The 18,741-nt window shown below is 63.0% G+C and carries 20 protein-coding genes; 14 read left to right on the forward strand and 6 right to left on the reverse strand.

Annotation, left to right across the window (positions count from 1 at the left end):
- Positions 1-251: 251 nt before the first annotated feature.
- The 4 genes from NKH78_RS11245 (at position 252) to NKH78_RS11260 (ending at position 3,875) form a co-directional block, all read left to right on the forward strand.
- Complete coding sequence (locus tag NKH78_RS11245) at positions 252-1,130, forward strand: ABC transporter permease (RefSeq protein ID WP_254819031.1); 879 nt, start codon at positions 252-254, stop codon at positions 1,128-1,130.
- Positions 1,127-2,263: an ABC transporter permease gene (locus NKH78_RS11250; RefSeq protein ID WP_352740440.1), complete on the forward strand. Its 1,137-nt coding sequence runs from the start codon at positions 1,127-1,129 to the stop codon at positions 2,261-2,263. Before NKH78_RS11245 ends, NKH78_RS11250 begins: the two co-directional genes overlap by 4 nt.
- Positions 2,264-2,303: 40 nt before the next feature.
- Positions 2,304-3,275, forward strand: a complete 972-nt coding sequence (locus tag NKH78_RS11255) for an ABC transporter substrate-binding protein (protein WP_254819029.1) — start codon at positions 2,304-2,306, stop codon at positions 3,273-3,275.
- Positions 3,276-3,422: 147 nt separating this feature from the next.
- On the forward strand, positions 3,423-3,875 hold the full coding sequence (locus NKH78_RS11260) for a CHRD domain-containing protein (RefSeq protein ID WP_254819028.1): 453 nt from the start codon (positions 3,423-3,425) through the stop codon (positions 3,873-3,875).
- Positions 3,876-3,944: 69 nt separating this feature from the next.
- On the opposite strand, the gene NKH78_RS11265 is transcribed toward NKH78_RS11260, so the two are convergent.
- From NKH78_RS11265 to NKH78_RS11275, 3 genes are all read right to left on the reverse strand, one after another.
- Entirely contained in the window at positions 3,945-5,594 is a 1,650-nt protein-coding gene (locus tag NKH78_RS11265; protein WP_352740442.1) for a thiamine pyrophosphate-binding protein, read from the reverse strand.
- Entirely contained in the window at positions 5,591-6,766 is a 1,176-nt protein-coding gene (locus tag NKH78_RS11270) for a CaiB/BaiF CoA transferase family protein (protein WP_352740444.1), read from the reverse strand. Before NKH78_RS11270 ends, NKH78_RS11265 begins: the two co-directional genes overlap by 4 nt.
- 78 nt (positions 6,767-6,844) lie before the next feature.
- On the reverse strand, positions 6,845-7,780 hold the full coding sequence (locus NKH78_RS11275) for an alpha/beta fold hydrolase (RefSeq protein ID WP_352740446.1): 936 nt from the start codon (positions 7,778-7,780) through the stop codon (positions 6,845-6,847).
- Positions 7,781-8,039: 259 nt separating this feature from the next.
- On the opposite strand from NKH78_RS11275, the gene NKH78_RS11280 reads away from it, so the two are divergent.
- The 4 genes from NKH78_RS11280 (at position 8,040) to NKH78_RS11295 (ending at position 11,078) form a co-directional block, all read left to right on the forward strand.
- Positions 8,040-8,831 carry an alpha/beta fold hydrolase gene (locus NKH78_RS11280; protein ID WP_352740448.1) on the forward strand — a complete coding sequence of 264 codons (792 nt, stop codon included), beginning with the start codon at positions 8,040-8,042 and terminating at the stop codon, positions 8,829-8,831.
- Positions 8,828-9,277, forward strand: a complete 450-nt coding sequence (locus NKH78_RS11285) for a MarR family winged helix-turn-helix transcriptional regulator (RefSeq protein WP_352740449.1) — start codon at positions 8,828-8,830, stop codon at positions 9,275-9,277. Before NKH78_RS11280 ends, NKH78_RS11285 begins: the two co-directional genes overlap by 4 nt.
- 119 nt (positions 9,278-9,396) lie before the next feature.
- On the forward strand, positions 9,397-10,410 hold the full coding sequence (locus NKH78_RS11290) for a ribonuclease T2 (protein ID WP_352740451.1): 1,014 nt from the start codon (positions 9,397-9,399) through the stop codon (positions 10,408-10,410).
- A gap of 74 nt (positions 10,411-10,484) precedes the next feature.
- Complete coding sequence (locus NKH78_RS11295; RefSeq protein WP_352740453.1) at positions 10,485-11,078, forward strand: hypothetical protein; 594 nt, start codon at positions 10,485-10,487, stop codon at positions 11,076-11,078.
- A 48-nt stretch (positions 11,079-11,126) separates the two neighbouring features.
- Here NKH78_RS11295 and NKH78_RS11300 read toward each other — a convergent pair whose 3' ends face one another.
- Complete coding sequence (locus NKH78_RS11300; RefSeq protein ID WP_352740455.1) at positions 11,127-12,422, reverse strand: GGDEF domain-containing protein; 1,296 nt, start codon at positions 12,420-12,422, stop codon at positions 11,127-11,129.
- Positions 12,423-12,664: 242 nt separating this feature from the next.
- On the opposite strand from NKH78_RS11300, the gene ettA reads away from it, so the two are divergent.
- The 6 genes from ettA to NKH78_RS11330 all read left to right on the forward strand — a co-directional run bounded on the left by ettA (position 12,665) and on the right by NKH78_RS11330 (position 17,673).
- A complete protein-coding gene (ettA, locus tag NKH78_RS11305) occupies positions 12,665-14,314 on the forward strand; it encodes an energy-dependent translational throttle protein EttA (RefSeq protein ID WP_352740457.1) in 1,650 nt (549 codons plus the stop codon).
- A gap of 59 nt (positions 14,315-14,373) precedes the next feature.
- Positions 14,374-14,610, forward strand: a complete 237-nt coding sequence (relB, locus tag NKH78_RS11310; protein WP_352740459.1) for a type II toxin-antitoxin system RelB family antitoxin — start codon at positions 14,374-14,376, stop codon at positions 14,608-14,610.
- Positions 14,611-14,612: 2 nt separating this feature from the next.
- Entirely contained in the window at positions 14,613-14,876 is a 264-nt protein-coding gene (locus NKH78_RS11315; RefSeq protein ID WP_352740460.1) for a type II toxin-antitoxin system RelE family toxin, read from the forward strand.
- Positions 14,873-15,664 carry a trans-aconitate 2-methyltransferase gene (gene tam, locus NKH78_RS11320; RefSeq protein ID WP_352740461.1) on the forward strand — a complete coding sequence of 264 codons (792 nt, stop codon included), beginning with the start codon at positions 14,873-14,875 and terminating at the stop codon, positions 15,662-15,664. Before NKH78_RS11315 ends, tam begins: the two co-directional genes overlap by 4 nt.
- A gap of 129 nt (positions 15,665-15,793) precedes the next feature.
- A complete protein-coding gene (locus NKH78_RS11325; protein WP_352644751.1) occupies positions 15,794-16,915 on the forward strand; it encodes a beta-ketoacyl-ACP synthase III in 1,122 nt (373 codons plus the stop codon).
- A 140-nt stretch (positions 16,916-17,055) separates the two neighbouring features.
- Positions 17,056-17,673 carry an MOSC domain-containing protein gene (locus NKH78_RS11330; protein ID WP_352740462.1) on the forward strand — a complete coding sequence of 206 codons (618 nt, stop codon included), beginning with the start codon at positions 17,056-17,058 and terminating at the stop codon, positions 17,671-17,673.
- Positions 17,674-17,906: 233 nt separating this feature from the next.
- Here NKH78_RS11330 and NKH78_RS11335 read toward each other — a convergent pair whose 3' ends face one another.
- Together NKH78_RS11335 and tsaA are read right to left on the reverse strand one after the other, a co-directional pair.
- Positions 17,907-18,218: a DUF2293 domain-containing protein gene (locus NKH78_RS11335; RefSeq protein ID WP_254819015.1), complete on the reverse strand. Its 312-nt coding sequence runs from the start codon at positions 18,216-18,218 to the stop codon at positions 17,907-17,909.
- Positions 18,215-18,739, reverse strand: coding sequence for a tRNA (N6-threonylcarbamoyladenosine(37)-N6)-methyltransferase TrmO (gene tsaA / locus NKH78_RS11340; protein WP_352882916.1), 525 nt, complete (start codon positions 18,737-18,739; stop codon positions 18,215-18,217). Before tsaA ends, NKH78_RS11335 begins: the two co-directional genes overlap by 4 nt.
- Positions 18,740-18,741: the final 2 nt, after the last annotated feature.

The following is an 18,741-nucleotide window of genomic DNA, read 5'->3' on the forward strand; positions in this document are numbered from 1 at the left end:
TTTCAGCACCGCTTCGGAACGGGAAGGTAACGGAATGGATCCTTGGGTCTGCGCCGCGTCGCTTCGCTCCTCGCTGCGCCCTAGGATGACGAAGGGGTGGTTGGGGGCGCCCTTTACGCACGCCGCTTCGCGGCTGCTCCGCCCTTCGAAAGAAACGAATGCCGGGGCGAAAGTGCCCGGCCTCCGCTTCGCTCCAGCCACCCTCTCCCCGTTGGGGAGAGGAGGGCGCTTACCCGGCGAGGCCTGCTAGAATGGACTCGTTTCGCGACAAGATCGTTCCGGTGACCTCGATCCTCCTGGGCGTCGTCGTCGTCTGGTACGTTATGGCTGTCATCCTCAACACGCCGTTCCAGCGCGATCTCGACCGCCGCGCCAATCAGACACCGGGTATTGTGGAATTCATCGGCAAGACGCTGGCGCAGCCGAAGCCGACGCTGCCGGCGCCGCATCAGGTGGCAGTGAATTTTTTCGAAAACACCTTTCTGCGCAGCATCACCTCGAACCGCAGCCTTGTCTACAATGCCTGGGTGACGCTGTCGTCGACGCTGCTCGGCTTTGCCTTCGGCACGGCGCTCGGCATCGTCATCGCCGTCGGCATCGTGCATGTGGCGACGCTCGACCGCAGCCTGATGCCGTGGATCATCGCGTCGCAGACCATTCCGATCCTGGCGGTGGCACCGATGATCATCGTTGTGCTGGCGGCTGTCGGCATCACCGGGCTGATCCCGAAGGCACTGATCTCGACCTATCTGTCCTTCTTCCCGGTGGCGGTCGGCATGGTGAAGGGGCTTCGCTCGCCCGAGCTTACCCATCTCGACCTGATGCACACCTATAATGCCAGTCCTTCGCAGACCTTCTGGAAATTGCGGGTGCCGGCCTCGGTGCCGTTCCTGTTCACCTCGATGAAGGTGGCGGTGGCCGCCAGCCTGGTCGGCGCCATCGTCGGCGAGCTGCCGACCGGCGCCGTCGCCGGCATCGGCGCCAAACTGCTCGCCGGTGCCTATTACAGCCAGACCATCGACATCTGGTCGGCGCTGGTTGCCGGGTCGGTGGTCGCGGCGCTGCTGGTTATGCTGGTCGGCATTGCCGGGCGCCTTGTCGACCGCGCCATGGGCGGGAGGCCGGCATGAGCTCGCTCCTGAGCCTTTCCTCAATCACGCCTCGATCCTGGCAGGGGTATGCCGCGCTTGTCCTGTTTGTCGGCGCGCTGCTTGTTTTGCCGCTCGTCAGTGCTACGCCCGGTTACGGCATGGCGACTACGCTTTCGATTTTCATTCTGCTGCTCGTGGCAATCGAGGCCGACAACTTTCCACCGATGATCGGGGTGATGTTGCTGTTCCTTGGCGCGCATGGCGCGGCGTGGATGCTGCTCGCCGGCATAACCGGCAATGAGGGCAGCGCTCGCGCATCCTTCTATCTGCTGCTCGCCGCCGCGTGGTTTTTGGCCTGGCGCTGCGTCACGGTCTTGTCGTCGTTTCGCCCGATATCGCGCTGGGCGTCAACCGCCCTGCGCCTGATCATTCCGGCCATCTTCGGCGCCTGGATCCTGATCATCTGGGAAGCGGTGACGCGTGGTGCCGGCATTCCCTTCATCCTGCTGCCGCCGCCAAGCGCCATCGGTGCCCGCATCGTCGGCTCGCTGCCGGTGCTGGGGGCCGATGTCAGGCAGACCATCTTCAAGGCGGTCATCTTCGGCTATGTGGTGGGGAGCAGCGCCGGCTTCCTCGTTGCCATCGCCGCCGACCGCGTGCCGTTCCTGCGGCGCGGGCTTTTGCCGATCGGCAATATGGTATCGGCGCTGCCGATCATCGGCGTCGCGCCGATCATGGTCATGTGGTTCGGCTTCGACTGGCAGTCGAAGGCAGCGGTGGTCATCATCATGACCTTCTTCCCGATGCTGGTGAACACCGTCGCCGGGCTTGCCGCCTCCGGCCATATGGAGCGCGACCTGATGCGCACCTATGCCTCGAGCTATTGGCAGACGCTGTTCAAGCTGCGGCTGCCGGCGGCCGCGCCCTTCATCTTCAATGCGTTGAAGATCAATTCGACGCTGGCGCTGATCGGCGCCATCGTCGCCGAGTTCTTCGGCACCCCGGTGGTCGGCATGGGGTTCCGCATTTCGACGGAAGTCGGCCGGATGAACATCGACATGGTGTGGGCCGAAATCGCAGTTGCAGCACTTGCGGGTTCGGTCTTTTATGGCGTGGTCGCTTTTTTCGAGAGAGCAATCACGTTTTGGCATCCCTCTGTCCGTGGTGGATAGGGGCGGTGGGTTTAGGGCGCTAACTTCAGAGGGTAAAAACATGAAAAGACTAGTTGTTTCGATGCTGGCCGGCGCGATGTCGCTTGCCGCGTTCCAGGCGATGGCCGCGGACAAGGTGACGCTGCAGCTGAAATGGGTCACGCAGGCCCAGTTTGCCGGCTATTATGTCGCCAAGGACAAGGGCTTCTATGAGGCCGAAGGCCTCGACGTCGAGATCAAGCCCGGCGGTCCTGATATTGCGCCGGAGCAGGTCATCGCCGGCGGCGGTGCCGACGTTATCGTCGACTGGATGGGCGGCGCGCTGGCTGCCCGCGAAAAGGGCGTGCCGCTGGTCAACATCGCCCAGCCGTTCAAGAAAGCCGGTATGGAGCTGGTCTGCCCGAAGGACGGGCCGGTCAAGACAGAAGCCGACTTCAAGGGCCACACGCTCGGCGTCTGGTTCTTCGGCAACGAGTATCCGTTCTATGCCTGGATGAACAAGCTTGGCCTCAAGACCGATGGCGGGCCGGACGGCGTCACCGTGCTCAAGCAGAGCTTTGACGTGCAGCCGCTGATCCAGAAGCAGGCGGATTGCATTTCGGTGATGACCTATAACGAGTACTGGCAGCTCATCGACGCCGGCTACAAGCCGGAAGAGCTGACCGTCTTCAACTATTCCGCCATGGGCAACGATCTGCTCGAAGACGGGCTCTATGCCCTGGAGGACAAGCTCAAGGATCCGGCCTTCGAGGACAAGATGGTGCGTTTCGTGCGCGCTTCGATGAAGGGTTGGAAATACGCCGTCGACAATTCCGACGAAGCGGCCGGCATCGTCATGGACAATGGCGGCCAGGACGAGAATCACCAGAAACGCATGATGGGCGAAGTCGCCAAGCTGATCGACAATGCCGATGGCAAGCTCGATCCGGCGACCTACGAGCGCACCGCCAAGGCGCTGCTCGACCAGAAGATCATCAGCAAGGAGCCTACCGGCGCCTACACGACGGCGATCACCGACAAGGCGATCAAATAGGGCTGTCAAACTGGCTTGTAGCGGAAAAGGGGCGGGCGACCGCCCCTTTTTAGTGGGATGTAAAATGAACGTTACCGGCGGAAACATCCGCTCGCAAAATCGTTGTGCCGGTGCATCCGCCTCAAGGGTGTCACAACGGAGGTTTCCATGCGCATCCAGTCCTTCACGCCGATGCTTTCGGCGCTGGCCATTTCTGCAGCCATCTTCTCTGCTTCACCGGCCCTGGCCGAAACCATAAAGATGACTGCGACGCTCGATGGTGCTCAGCAGAGCCCGCCCGTCACAACGAAGGGCAAGGGCACCGCCACGCTCAGGTTCAACACCACAACCAAGAAACTCAGCTGGACAGTGAGATATTCCGGCCTCAGCGGGCCGGCGAAGGCCGCACACATTCACGGCCCGGCGGCAAAGGGCGAAAACGCCGACCCGGTGATACCGTTCGAAGGCAAGCTGAGGAGCCCGATCAAGGGCTCGGCGACGTTGACCGATGCCCAGGCGACCGATTTGGAGGCGGGCAAGTACTACGTCAACATCCACACCGCGGCCCACGCGGATGGCGAGATCCGCGGGCAGATCGAAAAGGCGCCATCGACGATGTAGCGCAGCGATCATAGCGCTGTATCAACCTGTTGAAGTTTGGGAAGGGAATTCGACCTATCCCTTTGGCGCTTAGGCCCTGTCCCGTATCTGGGTCATGGTCCGCGTCGGCGTGATTGCCTCGGGATCGAGCCTGATCTCGACGATCGACGGTTTGCCGCTCGCGCGGGCGCGTTCGAAGGCCGGCGCGAAGTCGGCGGTCTTCTCGACTGTTTCGCCATGACCGCCATAGGCACGCGCGAGCGCCGCGAAGTCGGGATTCTTCAGATCCGTGGCGACGACACGGCCGGGATATTCGCGCTCCTGGTGCATCCGGATCGTGCCGTAGATGCCGTTGTTGACGACGATGACGATGATCGGCAGTGCGTATTGCACGGCGGTGGCGAATTCCTGGCCGTTCATCAGGAAACAACCGTCACCGGCAAAGGCGATCACGTCGCGATCCGGATAGAGCTGCTTGGCGGCGACCGCCGCCGGCGTGCCGTAGCCCATCGAGCCGGATGTGGGTGCTGCCTGCGTGCCGAAACGCCGGAAGCGATGGTAACGATGCACCCAGGTGGCGTAGTTGCCGGCACCGTTGGTGAGGATGGCGTCGTCCGGCAGTATCGTTTCGAGATAATTCATGATCGGCCCCATCTGGACGGCGCCGGGGCCGCTCTCCGGAGGCGTTGACCAGTCGAGATAGGCGGAATGCAGCTTCGCTGCCTCAGCCGCCCACACCGGCGTTGCAGCCGGCTTGCTCCGGGCAAAGGCTTCGACGAAAGCGGCAGGCGAGGCATTGATCGCCAGCGCCGGCCGGTAGACGCGACCGAGCTCGCCGGCGTCGGCATGGACATGGACCAGCGTCTGGTCGGGGTAGGGGCTCTTCAGCAGCGTGTAGTCGGATGACGGCATCTCGCCCATACGGCCGCCGATGAGCAGCACAAGGTCGGCCTGCTTGATGGCGGTTGCTACCTTGGGGTTGATGCCGATGCCGACATCGCCGGCATAGTTCGGGTGGAGATGGTCGAACAGCATCTGGCGGCGGAAGGAGCAGCCGACCGGCAGCGACCAGGCTTCGGCTATCGTCCGCATCTGGGCAACAGCCTGCGCATCCCAGCGCGTGCCGCCAAGGATGACGAAGGGCCGCTTTGCCTTGTTGAGCAACACTTCCAGCGCGTCGAGCTCGACTTCGCCGGGCCGCGTCTCGACAGGGGTGTAATGCCGGGCTTGCGGTGCCTCGGCGAGGCTGGTCAGCATGTCCTCGGGCAGCGAGATGACGACCGGGCCGGGCCGGCCGGAGGTCGCCACCGAAAAGGCCCGCGTGACGAATTCAGGGATGCGTGCGGCGTCGTCGATCTCGACCACCCATTTGGCGATATCGCCGAAGAACCTGACGTAGTCGACTTCCTGGAAGGCCTCGCGCCCCTTGGCGTGGCTGGCGACCTGGCCGATGAACAGGATGAGGGGGACTGAATCCTGCATTGCGATGTGGATGCCGGCCGAAGCATTGGTGGCGCCTGGGCCGCGGGTGACGAAGCAGATGCCGGGCTTGCCGGTCAGGCGGCCGTGGCAGTCGGCCATCATCGCGGCACCGCCCTCCTGGCGGCAGACGATGGTGCGGATCGGCGAGTCGTGCAGCGCGTCGAGCACCGCCAGATAGGATTCGCCGGGCACGCAATAGATACGGTCCGTTCCGTTGGCTTCGAGCGCATCGACGATGAGTTGTCCGCCGGTCTTCATTTTCCTGACCTCTCCAGTTCGGCAAGGATTTCTTCGGTGTGTTCGCCGAGACGCGGTGACGGACGTTCATAGACCAGCGGCGTGCCGGACATGACCATCGGCGCCCGCACCGAGGGCAAGACATTGCCATGGCCGTCATCGAGGTCGAGCCGCATGCCGCGCGCGATAGTCTGCGGGTCGGCAAACATCTGGCCTATGTTGTTGATCGGGCTGGCCGGCACCCCGGCGGCTTCGAGCCTGGCCAGCAGCGGATCGCGATCGAAGGCCTTCAGCGCCTCTATCATGTGCTCGCGCAGCTTTGCCCGGTTGGCGACGCGGGCGGGATTGGTGGCGAAGTCAGGGTTCGACGCCAGCTCGTCGAGGCCGACGGCAGCGCAGAACTTTGCGAACTGGCCGTCATTGCCGACCGCCAGGATGATGTGGCCATTTTTCACCGGCACCACTTCGTAGGGCGCGATGTTCATATGCGCATTGCCCATCTGCACCGGCGATTGTCCGGAGACGAGATAGTTGAGGTTCTGGTTGCCGAGCGTCGAGATCTGGGTGTCGTAGAGCGCCATGTCGATATGCTGGCCTTCGCCGGTCTTCTCGGCATGGCGAAGCGCCGCCTGGATGGCGATGACCGAATAAAGCCCGGTGAAAACATCCGATATAGCGACGCCCGCCTTTTGCGGTTCGCGCCCGGCTTCGCCGGTGATCGACATCATGCCGGCCATGCCCTGGATGATGAAATCATAGCCGGCGCGCGGCGCGTACGGCCCCGACTGGCCAAAACCGGTGATCGAGCAATAGATCAGCCGTGGGTTGATTTTCCTCAGGCTGTCATAATCGAGGCCGTATTTCTTCAGTCCGCCGACCTTGAAGTTTTCGATCAGCACATCCGATGTCGCGACCAGCCGGCGCACCGTCTCGGCACCCTCGGGCGTCGAGAAGTCAATAGCGATGGAGCGCTTGCCGCGGTTGCAGGAATGGTAATAAGCGGCTGAAAGGTTCTCGCCGTCATGGCCGATGACGAAGGGCGGTCCCCATTTGCGGGTGTCGTCGCCGCCGTCCGGGCTCTCGACCTTGATCACGTCGGCGCCGAGGTCGGCAAGCAGCTGTCCGGCCCATGGCCCGGCGAGGATGCGTGCGAGTTCGATGACGCGGATGCCTTTGAGCGGCGGCTCAGTCATGGATCACCATGGTTGGTCGAAAGCGCAGCCTCTATCAATCCCGCGCGCCGCTGTCACGGCCCTTGCAATGGGCCAGTATCACTGTGGCCTCAGCACGCGGTCGGCCCAGGCGGCAAAATCCTCCATGATGATGTCTCGGTTGATCTCGTTCAGGCTTTCATGGCGGGTTTTGGCGTAAACCTTTGAAACGAGATTCGAAAAACCCATCATGTGCATCCGGCCGGCCAGATGGCTGACCGCCTTGCCGCCGTCCGAGGCCGGATCCTCCTCGCCTCCGACCAGATTGACGAACAGGTCGCGCCGCACGCCGGAAAAATTGCGGTCGCTGCCGCAATGCAGCGTCATCTTGACGATGTCCTGCCACATCGACACCGATGCGTCCCAGCCGCAGAGCGGGTCGGCGATGTATTTCTCGACTTCGGCGGCATCGCGCGACAGCCAGTCGAATGGCGTCCGGCGATCGGGCACTGCCTTGCCCCAGGCCCGGAACGTCAGCCGGGGCAGCATGCGCGACGGCACGTCTGAGCCAAGCCGGAACCTTTCCCAGGCAAGCATGCCCAGCGCGATTTGGCCGAGCAGTCCGGCCGAGAAATTGCCGTTCCAGATCGCGGCGGCATGGATGCGTGGCGAGTGGCGGAGGACATAGTTCAGCGCGACCGACGCGCCCAAGGAGTGGCCGAAGACGATGACCGGCAGGCCAGGTTGTTCCCTGGCGATGAGATCATGGACGGCGGCGACATCGGCGATGACCTTGGCACCGCCATCCGCATCGGCGAACCTGCCCGGTGGCGCATCGGGCGCCTTGGTGGCGCCGTGGCCACGGTGGTCGTGCGCGTAGACCTGGTAGCCGCGCTCGCCGAGGAAAGCGGCGAAGCGGGCATAGCGCGCCGCGTGCTCGGCCAGCCCGTGATTGATCTGGACAATGGCGTGCGGTAGGCCAGTGGCGTGTTTCACATAAAGGTTGAGCTCGGCGCCGGTCGGCGATGCCAGCATCCTCTGCTTGTCAAATGGCATGTCTCGCTCCCGTCGGCGACTGTTGGGCGACGCAGCGATCGACGTCAAGGGACGTAGGTGCCCATTCGACGTAATTGACAGCATGCTGTCAATGTGATTGCATGACAGCATACTGTCAAATGGTCAGCGGCAGATTGGGGGTATGACTGTGAAAACCACCGGGGCCATTTCGCGGTGTGCAATCTTGCTGGCGGGCTTCGCCTTCACGACGGCCACCCTGTTGTCAGGGATTGCTGCGTTCAGTCAGGAAACCAGGGAGATGACCATGATGACGTCCACTATTCCAGGCCCGCAAGGCCAGCTTGCCACTTATAGGATCAACGCCGGCAATGGCCTGCCGATCATGTTCCTGCATGGAGATTGCAGCCGCGCTTCCCACTGGGACCGCGTGATGCAGCTCTCCGTCGAAGGCCGCGAGGCGGTAGCCTTCGATTTTCGCGGTCATGGCGCCTCCGCGCCGGCGCAGGACGGTGACTACGGTTATGACGGTCGTGTAATGGATGTCGGTGCCGTGGCCGACGCGTTTGGCCTGAAGCGGTTTCTCATTGTCGCGCACAGCGGCGGCGGTGGCGTGGCGCTCGCTTATGCCGCCAGGCATGCCGACCGGGTCGCCGGTGTCTTGCTCGTCGACCCGGCGACCGATCCTCGTGCGCTGCCGCAGGCGATTCGTGACGGCTTTGTCCGCGATCTGGCCGGTCCGCAAGGCGGTGATGTCCTGAACGCCTATTACACGTCGATTGCCGGCCCTAACCAGGCTGTTCGCCAGCGTGTTCTGGCCGATGCGGCAATGGTCGATCCGGCGGCGAGGGCAGGTGTCGGCAAGGCGCTGGCCGAATGGAACCCGGAGCCGGCACTCGATGCGTATCGCGGGCCTATGTTCGTATTGGCTACCGAGGCCAGTGACACTCCAGCCGCGCTCCACCGGCTGCGCACGGACATTCCGCGCCAGATCGTGGCGGGCAGCGGCCATTGGGTGATGCTTGACAAGCCCGAGGTCGTAGCCGAAGCCGTTAATAATTTCGTCGCGACCATCGAGGCCGGCCAGAAATGACGACCAGGACCGAAGCGGCAAATGTGCTCACCGAACTGGTGCTTGCCGTGTTCAGGATGAACGGCAGTTTTCTGGATGCGGCCGACCGGCTGGCCGCTCCAACCGGGCTGACGGCAGCGCGCTGGCAGGTTTTGGGTGCAGTTTTGAAGGAGCCGAAATCTGTGGCCGACATCGCCCGCGACATGGGTCTCGCCCGTCAGAGTGTACAGCGGCTGGCCGACATACTGGCTGCGGAGGGGCTTGCCGTCTACGCCGACAACCCGGCGCATCGCCGCGCCAAGCTGTTGGCGATAACCGATGCCGGCCGGGCAGCGGTCAAGAATATCGGCACACGCCAGCATGTTTGGGCGAACCGCATTTCGGAGGGTATGGACGCCGACGCGCTGAAAGCCTCGCTTGATGTGCTGCGCACCCTGACGGAACGGGTGGAGGCGGGCGGATCCTGATCGACCACGCGGGAGCCTCTCAATGCGCTGGCGATTGTTTTTACGGCCGGCGAAAGAAATCGTAATTCTGACATGTCGCAAGTTTCTAGCTTGCGGCGTGAATCACGAGGAGTGCCGGAATGCGGATTTGGGCGATATGGGGGGCGGTGTTTCTTGCGTTTGGCGGCGCAAGCGCGGCGCGGGCCGATGTGAAGATGACCGGCTCTTTCGTCGCCGACGCCGCCTGTCCGGCAACGCAGGCGATCAAGAGCGGCAAGAATCCCGGCAATGTCTCGACCGCGGCTGGTCAGAGTTATGATCTGCTGGCCGGCAACAAGGACGCGCCTACTCACTATCTCATTCGCGTGCCGGGCGCCGATCCGGAGCGCCGCTGGGTCAAGATCAGCTGCGGTCACGTTTCGGGCGACAGCGCGTCGACGATGCCTGCTGCACCGGCGCCTGCCGAGCCGAACAAGCCATCGGCGTCCGGAAAGCCGGAATATGTCTTCGCGCTGAGCTGGCAGCCTGCTTTCTGTGAGACCAAATCCAGCAAGACCGAATGCCGGGCGCAGACCGCCGTCGGTTTCGATGCGACCCACTTCACCTTGCATGGATTGTGGCCGCAGCCGAACGGAAATTTCTATTGCCAGGTCGCGGCAAGCGACAAGGCGAACGACGATCCGGCACACTGGCGGGATTTGCCGCCGGTCACCCTCGACCCGAAAACGCGATCGGAACTCGACCAGGTGATGCCCGGCACCGCGTCCGCCCTCGAAAGGCATGAATGGATCAAGCACGGCACCTGCTACGGCAAGAGCCAGCAGGAGTATTTCTCCGACGCCTTGAACCTGATGCGCGCGATGAATGCTTCGCCGGTGCGCGATCTCTTCATCAAGAACATCGGCAAGCAACTGACATCCGATCAGATCCGCAGCACCTTCGACGTTACCTTCGGCAAAGGCGCGGGCGACCGGGTCCGCGTTTCCTGCGTGGTCGATCCCTCGAACGGCAGGCGGCTGATCGGCGAGCTGACGCTCGGCCTGACCGGCCCGATTGCGTCGAACGCCTCGCTCGGTGCCCTGCTGCTTGCCTCGGCGCCGACAGCCAAGGCCGGCTGCCCGAAGGGCGCGGTCGATGCCGTCGGGTTCCAGTAAACAGGCCGTACGCAACTGACGCTTTGCACCGGGGATGGTATGATCCCGGGGGGTATCATTCGCAGGGGGTGGCGATGAGTGGCGTGACGAGCGGCGCGCTGGCGCGGTTGGCGTTCTGGGCCAAGGGCATGACGGCGATCCGCGACGGCCATATGGAGTGGCCGGGCTTTTCCTACACCGAAGTGGAGTGGGCGCGCATGGCCACGCTCGCCAAACCCGTCGACGGCGGCACGTACCAATTGTTCACGCTGGTCAACGCGGCGATCTTCATCGCCATCGCCGCGCTCGGGATCTTCTGTATCTTCCTGCCGCTGGCGGCACTGCTGTTCCCGCTACCGGCCGAAACCAGTGCGCTCAAGTTTTCGCTGCTCCTGGCGGCATGCGCGTTCCTGATCATCGGCATCGGCCTGCCGATTTCGCTGCGTCTTTCGACCGCGCTGGTGGCGCCGACGTCGCTACATGCCGCGCTTGTCGCCGTGCCCGGCGATCAGGCGCTTGCGGCAAAAGTGTCATGGCAGATCAACCGGATCACGCTCGTGCTCTGCGGCCTGCTGGTACCGGGCATTCTTCTGTTCATTGCCTACGACATCGAAGCCGGCCCGATTATTGCCGCGTTGAAATGGCTGGCGATCGCGCTGATGGCGGTTTCGGTTGCGATCGGCGCATAGCGGCGGCGCAAACAATCCTGATTGAGCCAATCGCAGGCCTGGGTAGTGTTACGCGCCGGCGCTGCGCTCCGGCCCGGTCCATGTGCTGCGGGCGTCTGCTTCGTTGCCGCCCGGTTCGCCGACAACGCGATCGCGTCCCGTGGATTTGGCCTTGTAGAGACGCTGGTCGGCCAGCGCGAAGAGATCGGCAAGGCAACGGGTCGTCTCGCTGACCGTCGAGATGCCGGCGCTGACGGTAATGTCGAACCGGCTGGTGCTCGCGGAAGTCTTGACCGCTTGCCTAACGGTTTCGCCCAGCAGCCTGGCGAGCGGCTGCGGACGCCAGCCGAGGATGGCGAATTCCTCGCCGCCGATCCTGAACAATTGATCGTCGGTCCCGACAAGTTCGCCAAGCAAAATTGCCAGGGCTTTCAGCACCCTGTCGCCCTCGGCGTGGCCGAAGCGGTCGTTGATCGATTTGAAGTGGTCGACATCGATGATCAGCAGGCTGAGCGGCCTGGCGGTCCGCAGGCTGGTTGCCACGGCGGCCTCGCCGTCGCTGTCGAAGCGCCCCCTGTGCAGCAGGCCGGTGAGGCCGTCGCGACCGACATGCTCGACCAGCGCCTCATAGCGCTCGCGATAGGTCAGCGTGTCGAAAATGTCGGAAAGCCCGCGCGGCGCCGGCACCTGCCGCGCCTCGAACCACCTGATATAGGCGACCAGCATGGTGCTGTAGACCAAGGCCGCTGCCATCTTGGCGAACCAGCCGCCGAAAAACACCGCGACCGGCGCACCGGTGACGAAATGCAGCGCCGTGAAAAAGCCTGCCTGGTCGAAGGTGAGCACGCAGGCGACGGAGACCAGGATGCGGGTGAAAAGCGCCTTGCGCAGATATTTGCCGAGCTTTTCATAGAGCAGGATGATCAGGATGGCGTCGACGAACAGCAGCGTCGTGCCCCACACCATCAGCCAGCCCATCTCGTCGATGAAGCCGATGTCGGGAAGCCCGCCGCCGGGCAGCGGTGCGATGTCGTGCAGGCGCAGGATCAGCACGAGCCCGATCATCAGGGCATTGCCGAGCAGCAGGCCGTAGATCGGCTGGCGGACGGTTGCCGCGTCCTCCTTGATGTAGAGCAACAGAAGCATGACCAGCTTGCCGGAAAACAGCACAGCCGAGCCCGGCGATACCATGCCGAACGGCAGCGCGACGTAGAAGACGCTGGCGAGGTAGGTTTCCAGGAAATGCATGACGCCAAGGGCGCAGACAAAGACGCCGAGGCCGATGCGGCCTCTGAACCGGAAAAGCGTGACCATGATGCCGAAATAGAGAACCGCTTCGGCAAAAAGCAGGAAACTGTTCAGCACGGCCCGATCTCTCTCCACGAAATCGCGGCTGCCAGCGATTTCCCATCCAACACTGTTTTGACGCCGAATGGTTAACCGGAGCTTTCGCCCGGGTGCCGTCACGAAATGAAGCGGCTAAGCGTTTGTGGGTGCGACCAAATCCGCTTGGGGCCAAAACTGTTTGCCGTTCGGGGCCGCATCGCTTACATAGCCCCCAACTTCCATTCAATCCGACATCAGTCGACTTTTCAGGGAAAGCGCGCGTGGCACGCCAGTTCATCTATCACATGGCCGGCCTCAACAAGGCCTACGGCACCAAGAAGGTGCTCGAGAACATCCATCTGTCCTTCTACCCGGACGCCAAGATCGGCATCCTCGGCCCCAACGGCGCCGGCAAGTCGACGATCCTCAAGATCATGGCCGGCATCGACAAGGAGTGGAGCGGCGAGGCCTGGCTGGCCGAGGGTGCTACCGTCGGTTACCTGGCGCAGGAGCCGGCACTCGATCCGAACAAGAACGTGTTCGAAAACGTCATGGAAGGCGTCGCGGCCAAGACCGCCATCATCGAGCGCTACAACGAATTGATGATGAACTATTCCGACGAGACGGCGGACGAGTCGGCCAAGCTGCAGGACGAGATGGACCGGCTCAACCTCTGGGATCTCGAACAGCAGGTCGAGATGGCGATGGAAGCGCTCGGCTGTCCGCCCAAGGAGGCCGATGTCACCAAGCTGTCGGGCGGCGAGCGCCGCCGTGTCGCGCTCTGCCAGCTCTTGCTGCGCCAGCCCGATTTGCTGCTGCTCGACGAGCCGACCAACCATCTCGACGCCGAGACGACGGCGTGGCTGGAAAAGCATCTGCGTGCCTATCCGGGCGCGGTGATGATCATCACCCACGACCGCTACTTCCTCGACAATGTCACCGGCTGGATCCTCGAGCTCGATCGCGGCCGCGGTATCCCGTACGAAGGCAACTACACCAAATACCTCGAAGCCAAGGCCAAGCGGCTCAAGCAGGAAGGCCGCGAGGACGATGCGCGCCAGCGGGCGATCGGCCGCGAGCGCGAGTGGATCCAGTCCAGCCCGAAAGCCCGGCAGACCAAGTCGAAGGCCCGTATCCAGGCCTTCCAGGATCTGCTGGATGCAGCCGACAAGCGGCGTCCGAGCGACACGCAGATCGTCATTCCGCATGGCGAGCGGCTCGGCAATGTGGTGATCGAGGTCGAGGGCCTGTCGAAGGGCTTTGGCGACACGCTTTTGATCGACGACCTCGAATTCAAGCTGCCGCCGGGCGGCATCGTCGGCGTGATCGGCCCGAACGGCGCCGGCAAGACGACGCTGTTCCGCATGATCACCGGCCAGGAAAAGCCGGACGCCGGCACCGTTCGCGTCGGCGAGACGGTCAAGCTCGGTTATGTCGACCAGAGCCGCGACGCGCTCGACCCGACCAAGACCGTCTGGGAAGAAATCTCGGGCGGCGCCGAAGTGGTCAAGCTCGGCAAGTTCGAGGCCAACACGCGCGCCTATTGCGCGTCGTTCAACTTTCGCGGCGGCGATCAGCAGCAGAAGGTCGGCAACCTGTCCGGCGGCCAGCGCAACCGTGTGCATCTGGCCAAGATGCTGAAGACCGGCGGCAATGTGCTGCTGCTCGACGAACCGACCAACGATCTCGATACCGAAACGCTTGCCGCACTCGAAGACGCGCTAGAAAACTTCGCCGGCTGCGCCGTCATCATCTCGCACGATCGCATGTTCCTCGATCGTCTGGCGACGCACATCCTCGCCTTCGAGGGCGACAGCCATGTCGAATGGTTCGAAGGCAATTTCGAGGATTACGAGCAGGACAAGATCCGCCGCCTCGGCCCGGACGCCGTCAACCCGCACCGCATGACGTATAAGCGGCTGACGCGGTAGGGAACGGATTGGTTGCAAGCGTCCCAGGCTGCTCGTAGAATTACAGGAAGGAGACAGACATGCTTAGTGTGGAGCTTCCTACCGCGCTGGAAAAACGCCTCGAGATCGTCGCAAGGAAAACTGGCCGGACAAAACACGACGTAGTCGTTGAGGCCATTGCCGAGCAAATTCAGGATTTGGAGGACGGACTAATCGCCCTTGAGCGCCTTAACGATGGTAAAGGTGAATGGCTTTCTCTGGCCGAAGTTAAGGAACGACTGGGATTGGACGATGCAAGCGACCGCAGTGACGGCTGATCGTGTGGACAATTCGTGTCGAGAAGCGTGCACTGAAGGAGATCTCCAGATTGCAAAGGTCCGATCAGCGTCGGATTGTGGACTTCCTGGAAAACAGGCTCGCCCCGCGCGATAATCCACGCGAACTTGGCGAAGCGCTAACAGGACCGCTGGCAGGTCTCTGGAAATATCGTGTGGGCTCATTCCGAATTCTGACAAGGATCGACGATAGCGCCGTCGCAATTTGGGTGGTTCAAATCGGCGACCGTCGCGAGGTCTATCGATGACTCCAGTCGCGAAGGTGAGACCCGACTGGTCCGCCGCCCTCTACCTGAAATTCGAGGATGAGCGCACGCGGCCGGCGCGCGATCTCGTTGCGCAGGTGCCGGTGCCAGAACCGCGCCGGGTGGTCGATATTGGCTGCGGACCGGGCAATTCGACCGAATTGCTGGTCGGGCGCTGGCCGCAGGCGCAAATCAGCGGCTTCGATACCTCGCCCGACATGATCGAGAAGGCCAAAGTGCGTCTGCCCGGCGTCAGCTTTGCGCTGGCGGATGCGGCGGCGTGGCAGCCGACCGAACCCGTCGACGTGATCTTTGCCAATGCGGTGTTTCAATGGCTGCCGGAGCATCCGGCAGTCTTCCAGCGGCTGATGGGATTTTTGGCGCCCGGCGGCGCGCTTGCCGTGCAGATGCCGGACAACATGGCTGAGCCCTCGCACCGGCTGATGCGCGAGACCGCGGCCGAGATGCCGTTCACCGAAAAGCTCGAGCGCGCGGCTCGCGCGCCGCTGCTGCCGGTCTCGTTCTATTACGACCTTCTGTCGCCGTTCTCGGATCGGCTCGATATCTGGCACACGATTTACAACCATCCGCTGGCCGATGCCGAGGCGATCGTCGAATGGGTGAAGTCGACGGGGCTGAAGCCGTTCCTCGATCCGCTCGACGAAGACGAGCGGCAGCTTTTCCTGAAGCGCTACGCGGCCAGGATCAGCGAAGCCTATCCGAAAACGGCAAGCGGCAAGGTGTTGCTGCGCTTTCCCCGTCTCTTCATCGTGGCGCGGCGCGCTGCTTAGGAACTTTTAGACCCTTTCCAGGGACTTGATTTAAGCCGGCATAAACTGGCTAGGTGCAAAAGAGGTTGCGCCGAGCTTTTTGCGGCGCCGACATGAAGCCGCAACGCCTGCGCACGGGACGAACTGAAAATGCATCGCGTCATCATCAGCGGCATCGGCGTTGAAATCCCCGAGGCTTCGATCACCAATGAGGAACTCGTCGCCAGCTTCAACAGCTGGGTGGACATGGAGAACGTCCGCCGCGAGGTGTCCGGCGAGCCGCTGCTGCAGAAATCGGACAGTGCCTTCATCGTCCATGCCTCGGGCGTCCAGACCCGCCATGTCATCGAACGGGAGGGCATCCTCGACCCGACCCGCATGGCGCCGCGCTTCCCGGCGCGGCCCGACGATGCGCTGTCGCTGGAGGCCGAATTCGGCATCGCCTCGGCCAGCAAGGCGCTCGATCATGCCGGGCTGAAGCCAGGGGATATCGACCTGGTGATCTGCTCGGCCTCGCACCATCAGCGGCCCTATCCGGCGATCGCCATCGAGATGCAGCAGGCACTGGGTACGAAAGGCGCCGGTTTCGATATGGGGCTTGGCTGCTCGTCGGCGGCGGCCGCGTTGCACATCGCCGTCAACCTGGTGCGGGCAGGGGCGCACAAACGCGTGCTGGTGTCGACGCCGGAGATCATCACCGGCCATCTCAATTTTCGCGACCGGCAGACGCATTTCATCTTTGGCGACGCTTCCGTGTCGATGGTCGTCGAAGGGCTCGCCCAGGGCGAGAAGCGGCCGGGCCGATTCGAGGTGCTGGATACGCGTACCTGGACGCAGATGTCGAACAGCATCCGCACCAATCTCGGTTATTATACCCGCGCCACCCAGGACGATCCGTACATGATCGATCTGGAAGGCAATCTGATCAAGCAGATCGGCAACAAGGTGTTCAAGGAAGTCACCGTTGCCGGCCACAAATTCATCGTCGAGTTTCTGGCCGAGCACGGGCTGACGCCGCAAGCGATCCGGCGTTTCTGGCTGCATCAGGCCAATGCGCGGATGAACGCCATGATCCTGAAACTATCTTTCGGTCATGAGGTCGACCATGACCGCGCGCCGATGGTGCTGGAGCGCCTCGGCAACACCGCCGCCGCCGGCGCCATCATCGCCCTGTCGGAGAACCATGCCGACATGAAGGCCGGCGACTACGGCCTGCTCTGCGCGTTCGGCGCCGGCTACTCGATCGGCGGCGCGCTGTTGCGCATGCTCTGACTATTTCGGCACGGACGGCACCGGCATCGGAGCGCGCCTGGCAAATCGCATCAGTCCGCTTGATCGGAGCATCAGCGCTTTCGACTGGACCTGATGAGCTGACCGCGGCTAATTGCGCGTATCACGCGAGGCACGAACCCATGCTGGATCTTTTTCCCGAAGCCGAAACTCCGGTCGAGATCGTGGCCGCGCGAAAACTCGCCGCCAGGGTGGCAGCGCTTTACCTCGCACCGTTCGATCATTTCGAGACACGGGCAGTGGATACGTTGCAGCTCGGCTTCGACGGCATCGATGGCGATTTCCACGCCGGCACGACGCGGCGCTCCGGCGGGCGCGAGCCCTGGTATCCGCGCGGCACCGAGATGCGCAACGAGCGGCAATTGTCGATCGTGGCGGCGGACGAACTGGCAATCGTCGCCGAACGGATGGGCATCGCCGAGATCAAGCCGGAATGGATCGGCGCCAATCTCGTGATCGAAGGCCTGCCGCACCTCTCGATGCTGCCATCCGGCACGCTGCTGTTCTTCAAAGGCGGCGCAACCGTCAAGGTCGACGCGCAGAACGGGCCTTGCCGGATCGCGGGCAGGTCGGTCGCCGAGTATGCCGGGATGGCCGACGTCGAGGCCGGCGCGCTGCTGTTCCCGAAAGCGGCGAAGCGGTTGCGCGGGCTCGTCGCCTGGGTCGAGAAACCCGGCACGATCACTGCCGGCGAGGAGATTTCGGTGCGTGTGCCGGAGCAGTGGATTTACCGGGCCTGATTGTTTGCTAGGCAAGCCGGCAAAGCCAGTCAAAGCCGCGCGCGGCGTATTTTGTTCTTGCTTTGTGCCGGCAGCTATGCTACTAATTTCGGTATGGTGCTAATTGGCTCCAACGATCCGCCCTCCGAGGCGGTTTTTTTGTTTCTGGCTTTGAAAGTTCCGATCTTGCCGGCCTGACGTCGGCAGGACAGAGGGGGGCGCCGTAGAACTCGACGCGTGTGTCTGCCATCGCTCTATTCCTCGTCCTCATCATCGAGCAGACGGGTGGCACGCCAGCGGGTTAGCACGATGTTGGTTTGCTCGATGACGAAGAAGCGCGCGGAATCGCGGTCATATCCTTCGGCCAGCAGCTTTTCGTAGTCGGTATGGGCATGGCGAATATGCGCTATCGTCGCCAGCCACACGGCAATGCTCGGTGGCAAGGTCTTCATGTGCACGGCGCCGGCATCGGCACGGATCTTTTCCATGTCGGCATAGGGCGCCAGCGGCAGGAGCGCTGTCAGTGCCTTGGCGATGGCGCGGCGGCGGCCGGTCGGGGCGCTCACTGCCCGTCCGATCTGGACAACTCGTCCCGCCCGGCCATGGTCGCCGCGGCGAAGGCATCGGTCGAGGCGAAGTAGGGCTTGATGTCGATGACCGGCGTGCCGTCGAGCACGTCGATGGCATCGAGATCGATGCGGCCGGTATCGATATCGACGGCAACCAGCCTGGCGACATGCAGCCCAATTGGGTTCGGCCGGGCAGGGGAGCGCAGCGAAAAGACGCCTTTCGGCTCCATGGCATGGCGGGGTTTCTGGATAATCAGTTGCCGCGGCGCATGGTGCAGCCAGGACAGGACGATCACGTGGCTGGCGCGTTCCAGCCCAAGCAGGCTCTCACGATAAAGCGGGTCGATGGCCAAGTGCGCCGGCTGTCCCGTCTCCCGCGCGGCCTTCATGTTTTTGGGGCAAGTCTCCCGCGTGATCCAAGGCGAAGCGATGCGGCCGATGAAGTCGACATGGCCATCCGGCGGCATCGTTGCCGGGTCGGTTTCCAGGAGCTTTTCGCCGCTGCGCGTTTCGACCATGG

This window comes from Mesorhizobium sp. M0910, assembly GCF_040319465.1.
Lineage (GTDB): Bacteria > Pseudomonadota > Alphaproteobacteria > Rhizobiales > Rhizobiaceae > Mesorhizobium.

Excerpts from the sequence above, each read along its gene's own strand:
- NKH78_RS11245 (WP_254819031.1), top strand. The coding sequence starts at position 252 with ATGGACTCGTTTCGCGACAAGATCGTTCCGGTGACCTCGATCCTCCTG.
- NKH78_RS11250 (WP_352740440.1), top strand. The coding sequence starts at position 1,127 with ATGAGCTCGCTCCTGAGCCTTTCCTCAATCACGCCTCGATCCTGGCAG.
- NKH78_RS11255 (WP_254819029.1), top strand. The coding sequence starts at position 2,304 with ATGAAAAGACTAGTTGTTTCGATGCTGGCCGGCGCGATGTCGCTTGCC.
- NKH78_RS11260 (WP_254819028.1), top strand. The coding sequence starts at position 3,423 with ATGCGCATCCAGTCCTTCACGCCGATGCTTTCGGCGCTGGCCATTTCT.
- NKH78_RS11265 (WP_352740442.1), bottom strand. The coding sequence starts at position 5,594 with ATGAAGACCGGCGGACAACTCATCGTCGATGCGCTCGAAGCCAACGGA.
- NKH78_RS11270 (WP_352740444.1), bottom strand. The coding sequence starts at position 6,766 with ATGACTGAGCCGCCGCTCAAAGGCATCCGCGTCATCGAACTCGCACGC.
- NKH78_RS11275 (WP_352740446.1), bottom strand. The coding sequence starts at position 7,780 with ATGCCATTTGACAAGCAGAGGATGCTGGCATCGCCGACCGGCGCCGAG.
- NKH78_RS11280 (WP_352740448.1), top strand. The coding sequence starts at position 8,040 with ATGACCATGATGACGTCCACTATTCCAGGCCCGCAAGGCCAGCTTGCC.
- NKH78_RS11285 (WP_352740449.1), top strand. The coding sequence starts at position 8,828 with ATGACGACCAGGACCGAAGCGGCAAATGTGCTCACCGAACTGGTGCTT.
- NKH78_RS11290 (WP_352740451.1), top strand. The coding sequence starts at position 9,397 with ATGCGGATTTGGGCGATATGGGGGGCGGTGTTTCTTGCGTTTGGCGGC.
- NKH78_RS11295 (WP_352740453.1), top strand. The coding sequence starts at position 10,485 with ATGAGTGGCGTGACGAGCGGCGCGCTGGCGCGGTTGGCGTTCTGGGCC.
- relB (WP_352740459.1), top strand. The coding sequence starts at position 14,374 with ATGCTTAGTGTGGAGCTTCCTACCGCGCTGGAAAAACGCCTCGAGATC.
- tam (WP_352740461.1), top strand. The coding sequence starts at position 14,873 with ATGACTCCAGTCGCGAAGGTGAGACCCGACTGGTCCGCCGCCCTCTAC.
- NKH78_RS11325 (WP_352644751.1), top strand. The coding sequence starts at position 15,794 with ATGCATCGCGTCATCATCAGCGGCATCGGCGTTGAAATCCCCGAGGCT.
- NKH78_RS11330 (WP_352740462.1), top strand. The coding sequence starts at position 17,056 with ATGCTGGATCTTTTTCCCGAAGCCGAAACTCCGGTCGAGATCGTGGCC.
- tsaA (WP_352882916.1), bottom strand. The coding sequence starts at position 18,739 with ATGGTCGAAACGCGCAGCGGCGAAAAGCTCCTGGAAACCGACCCGGCA.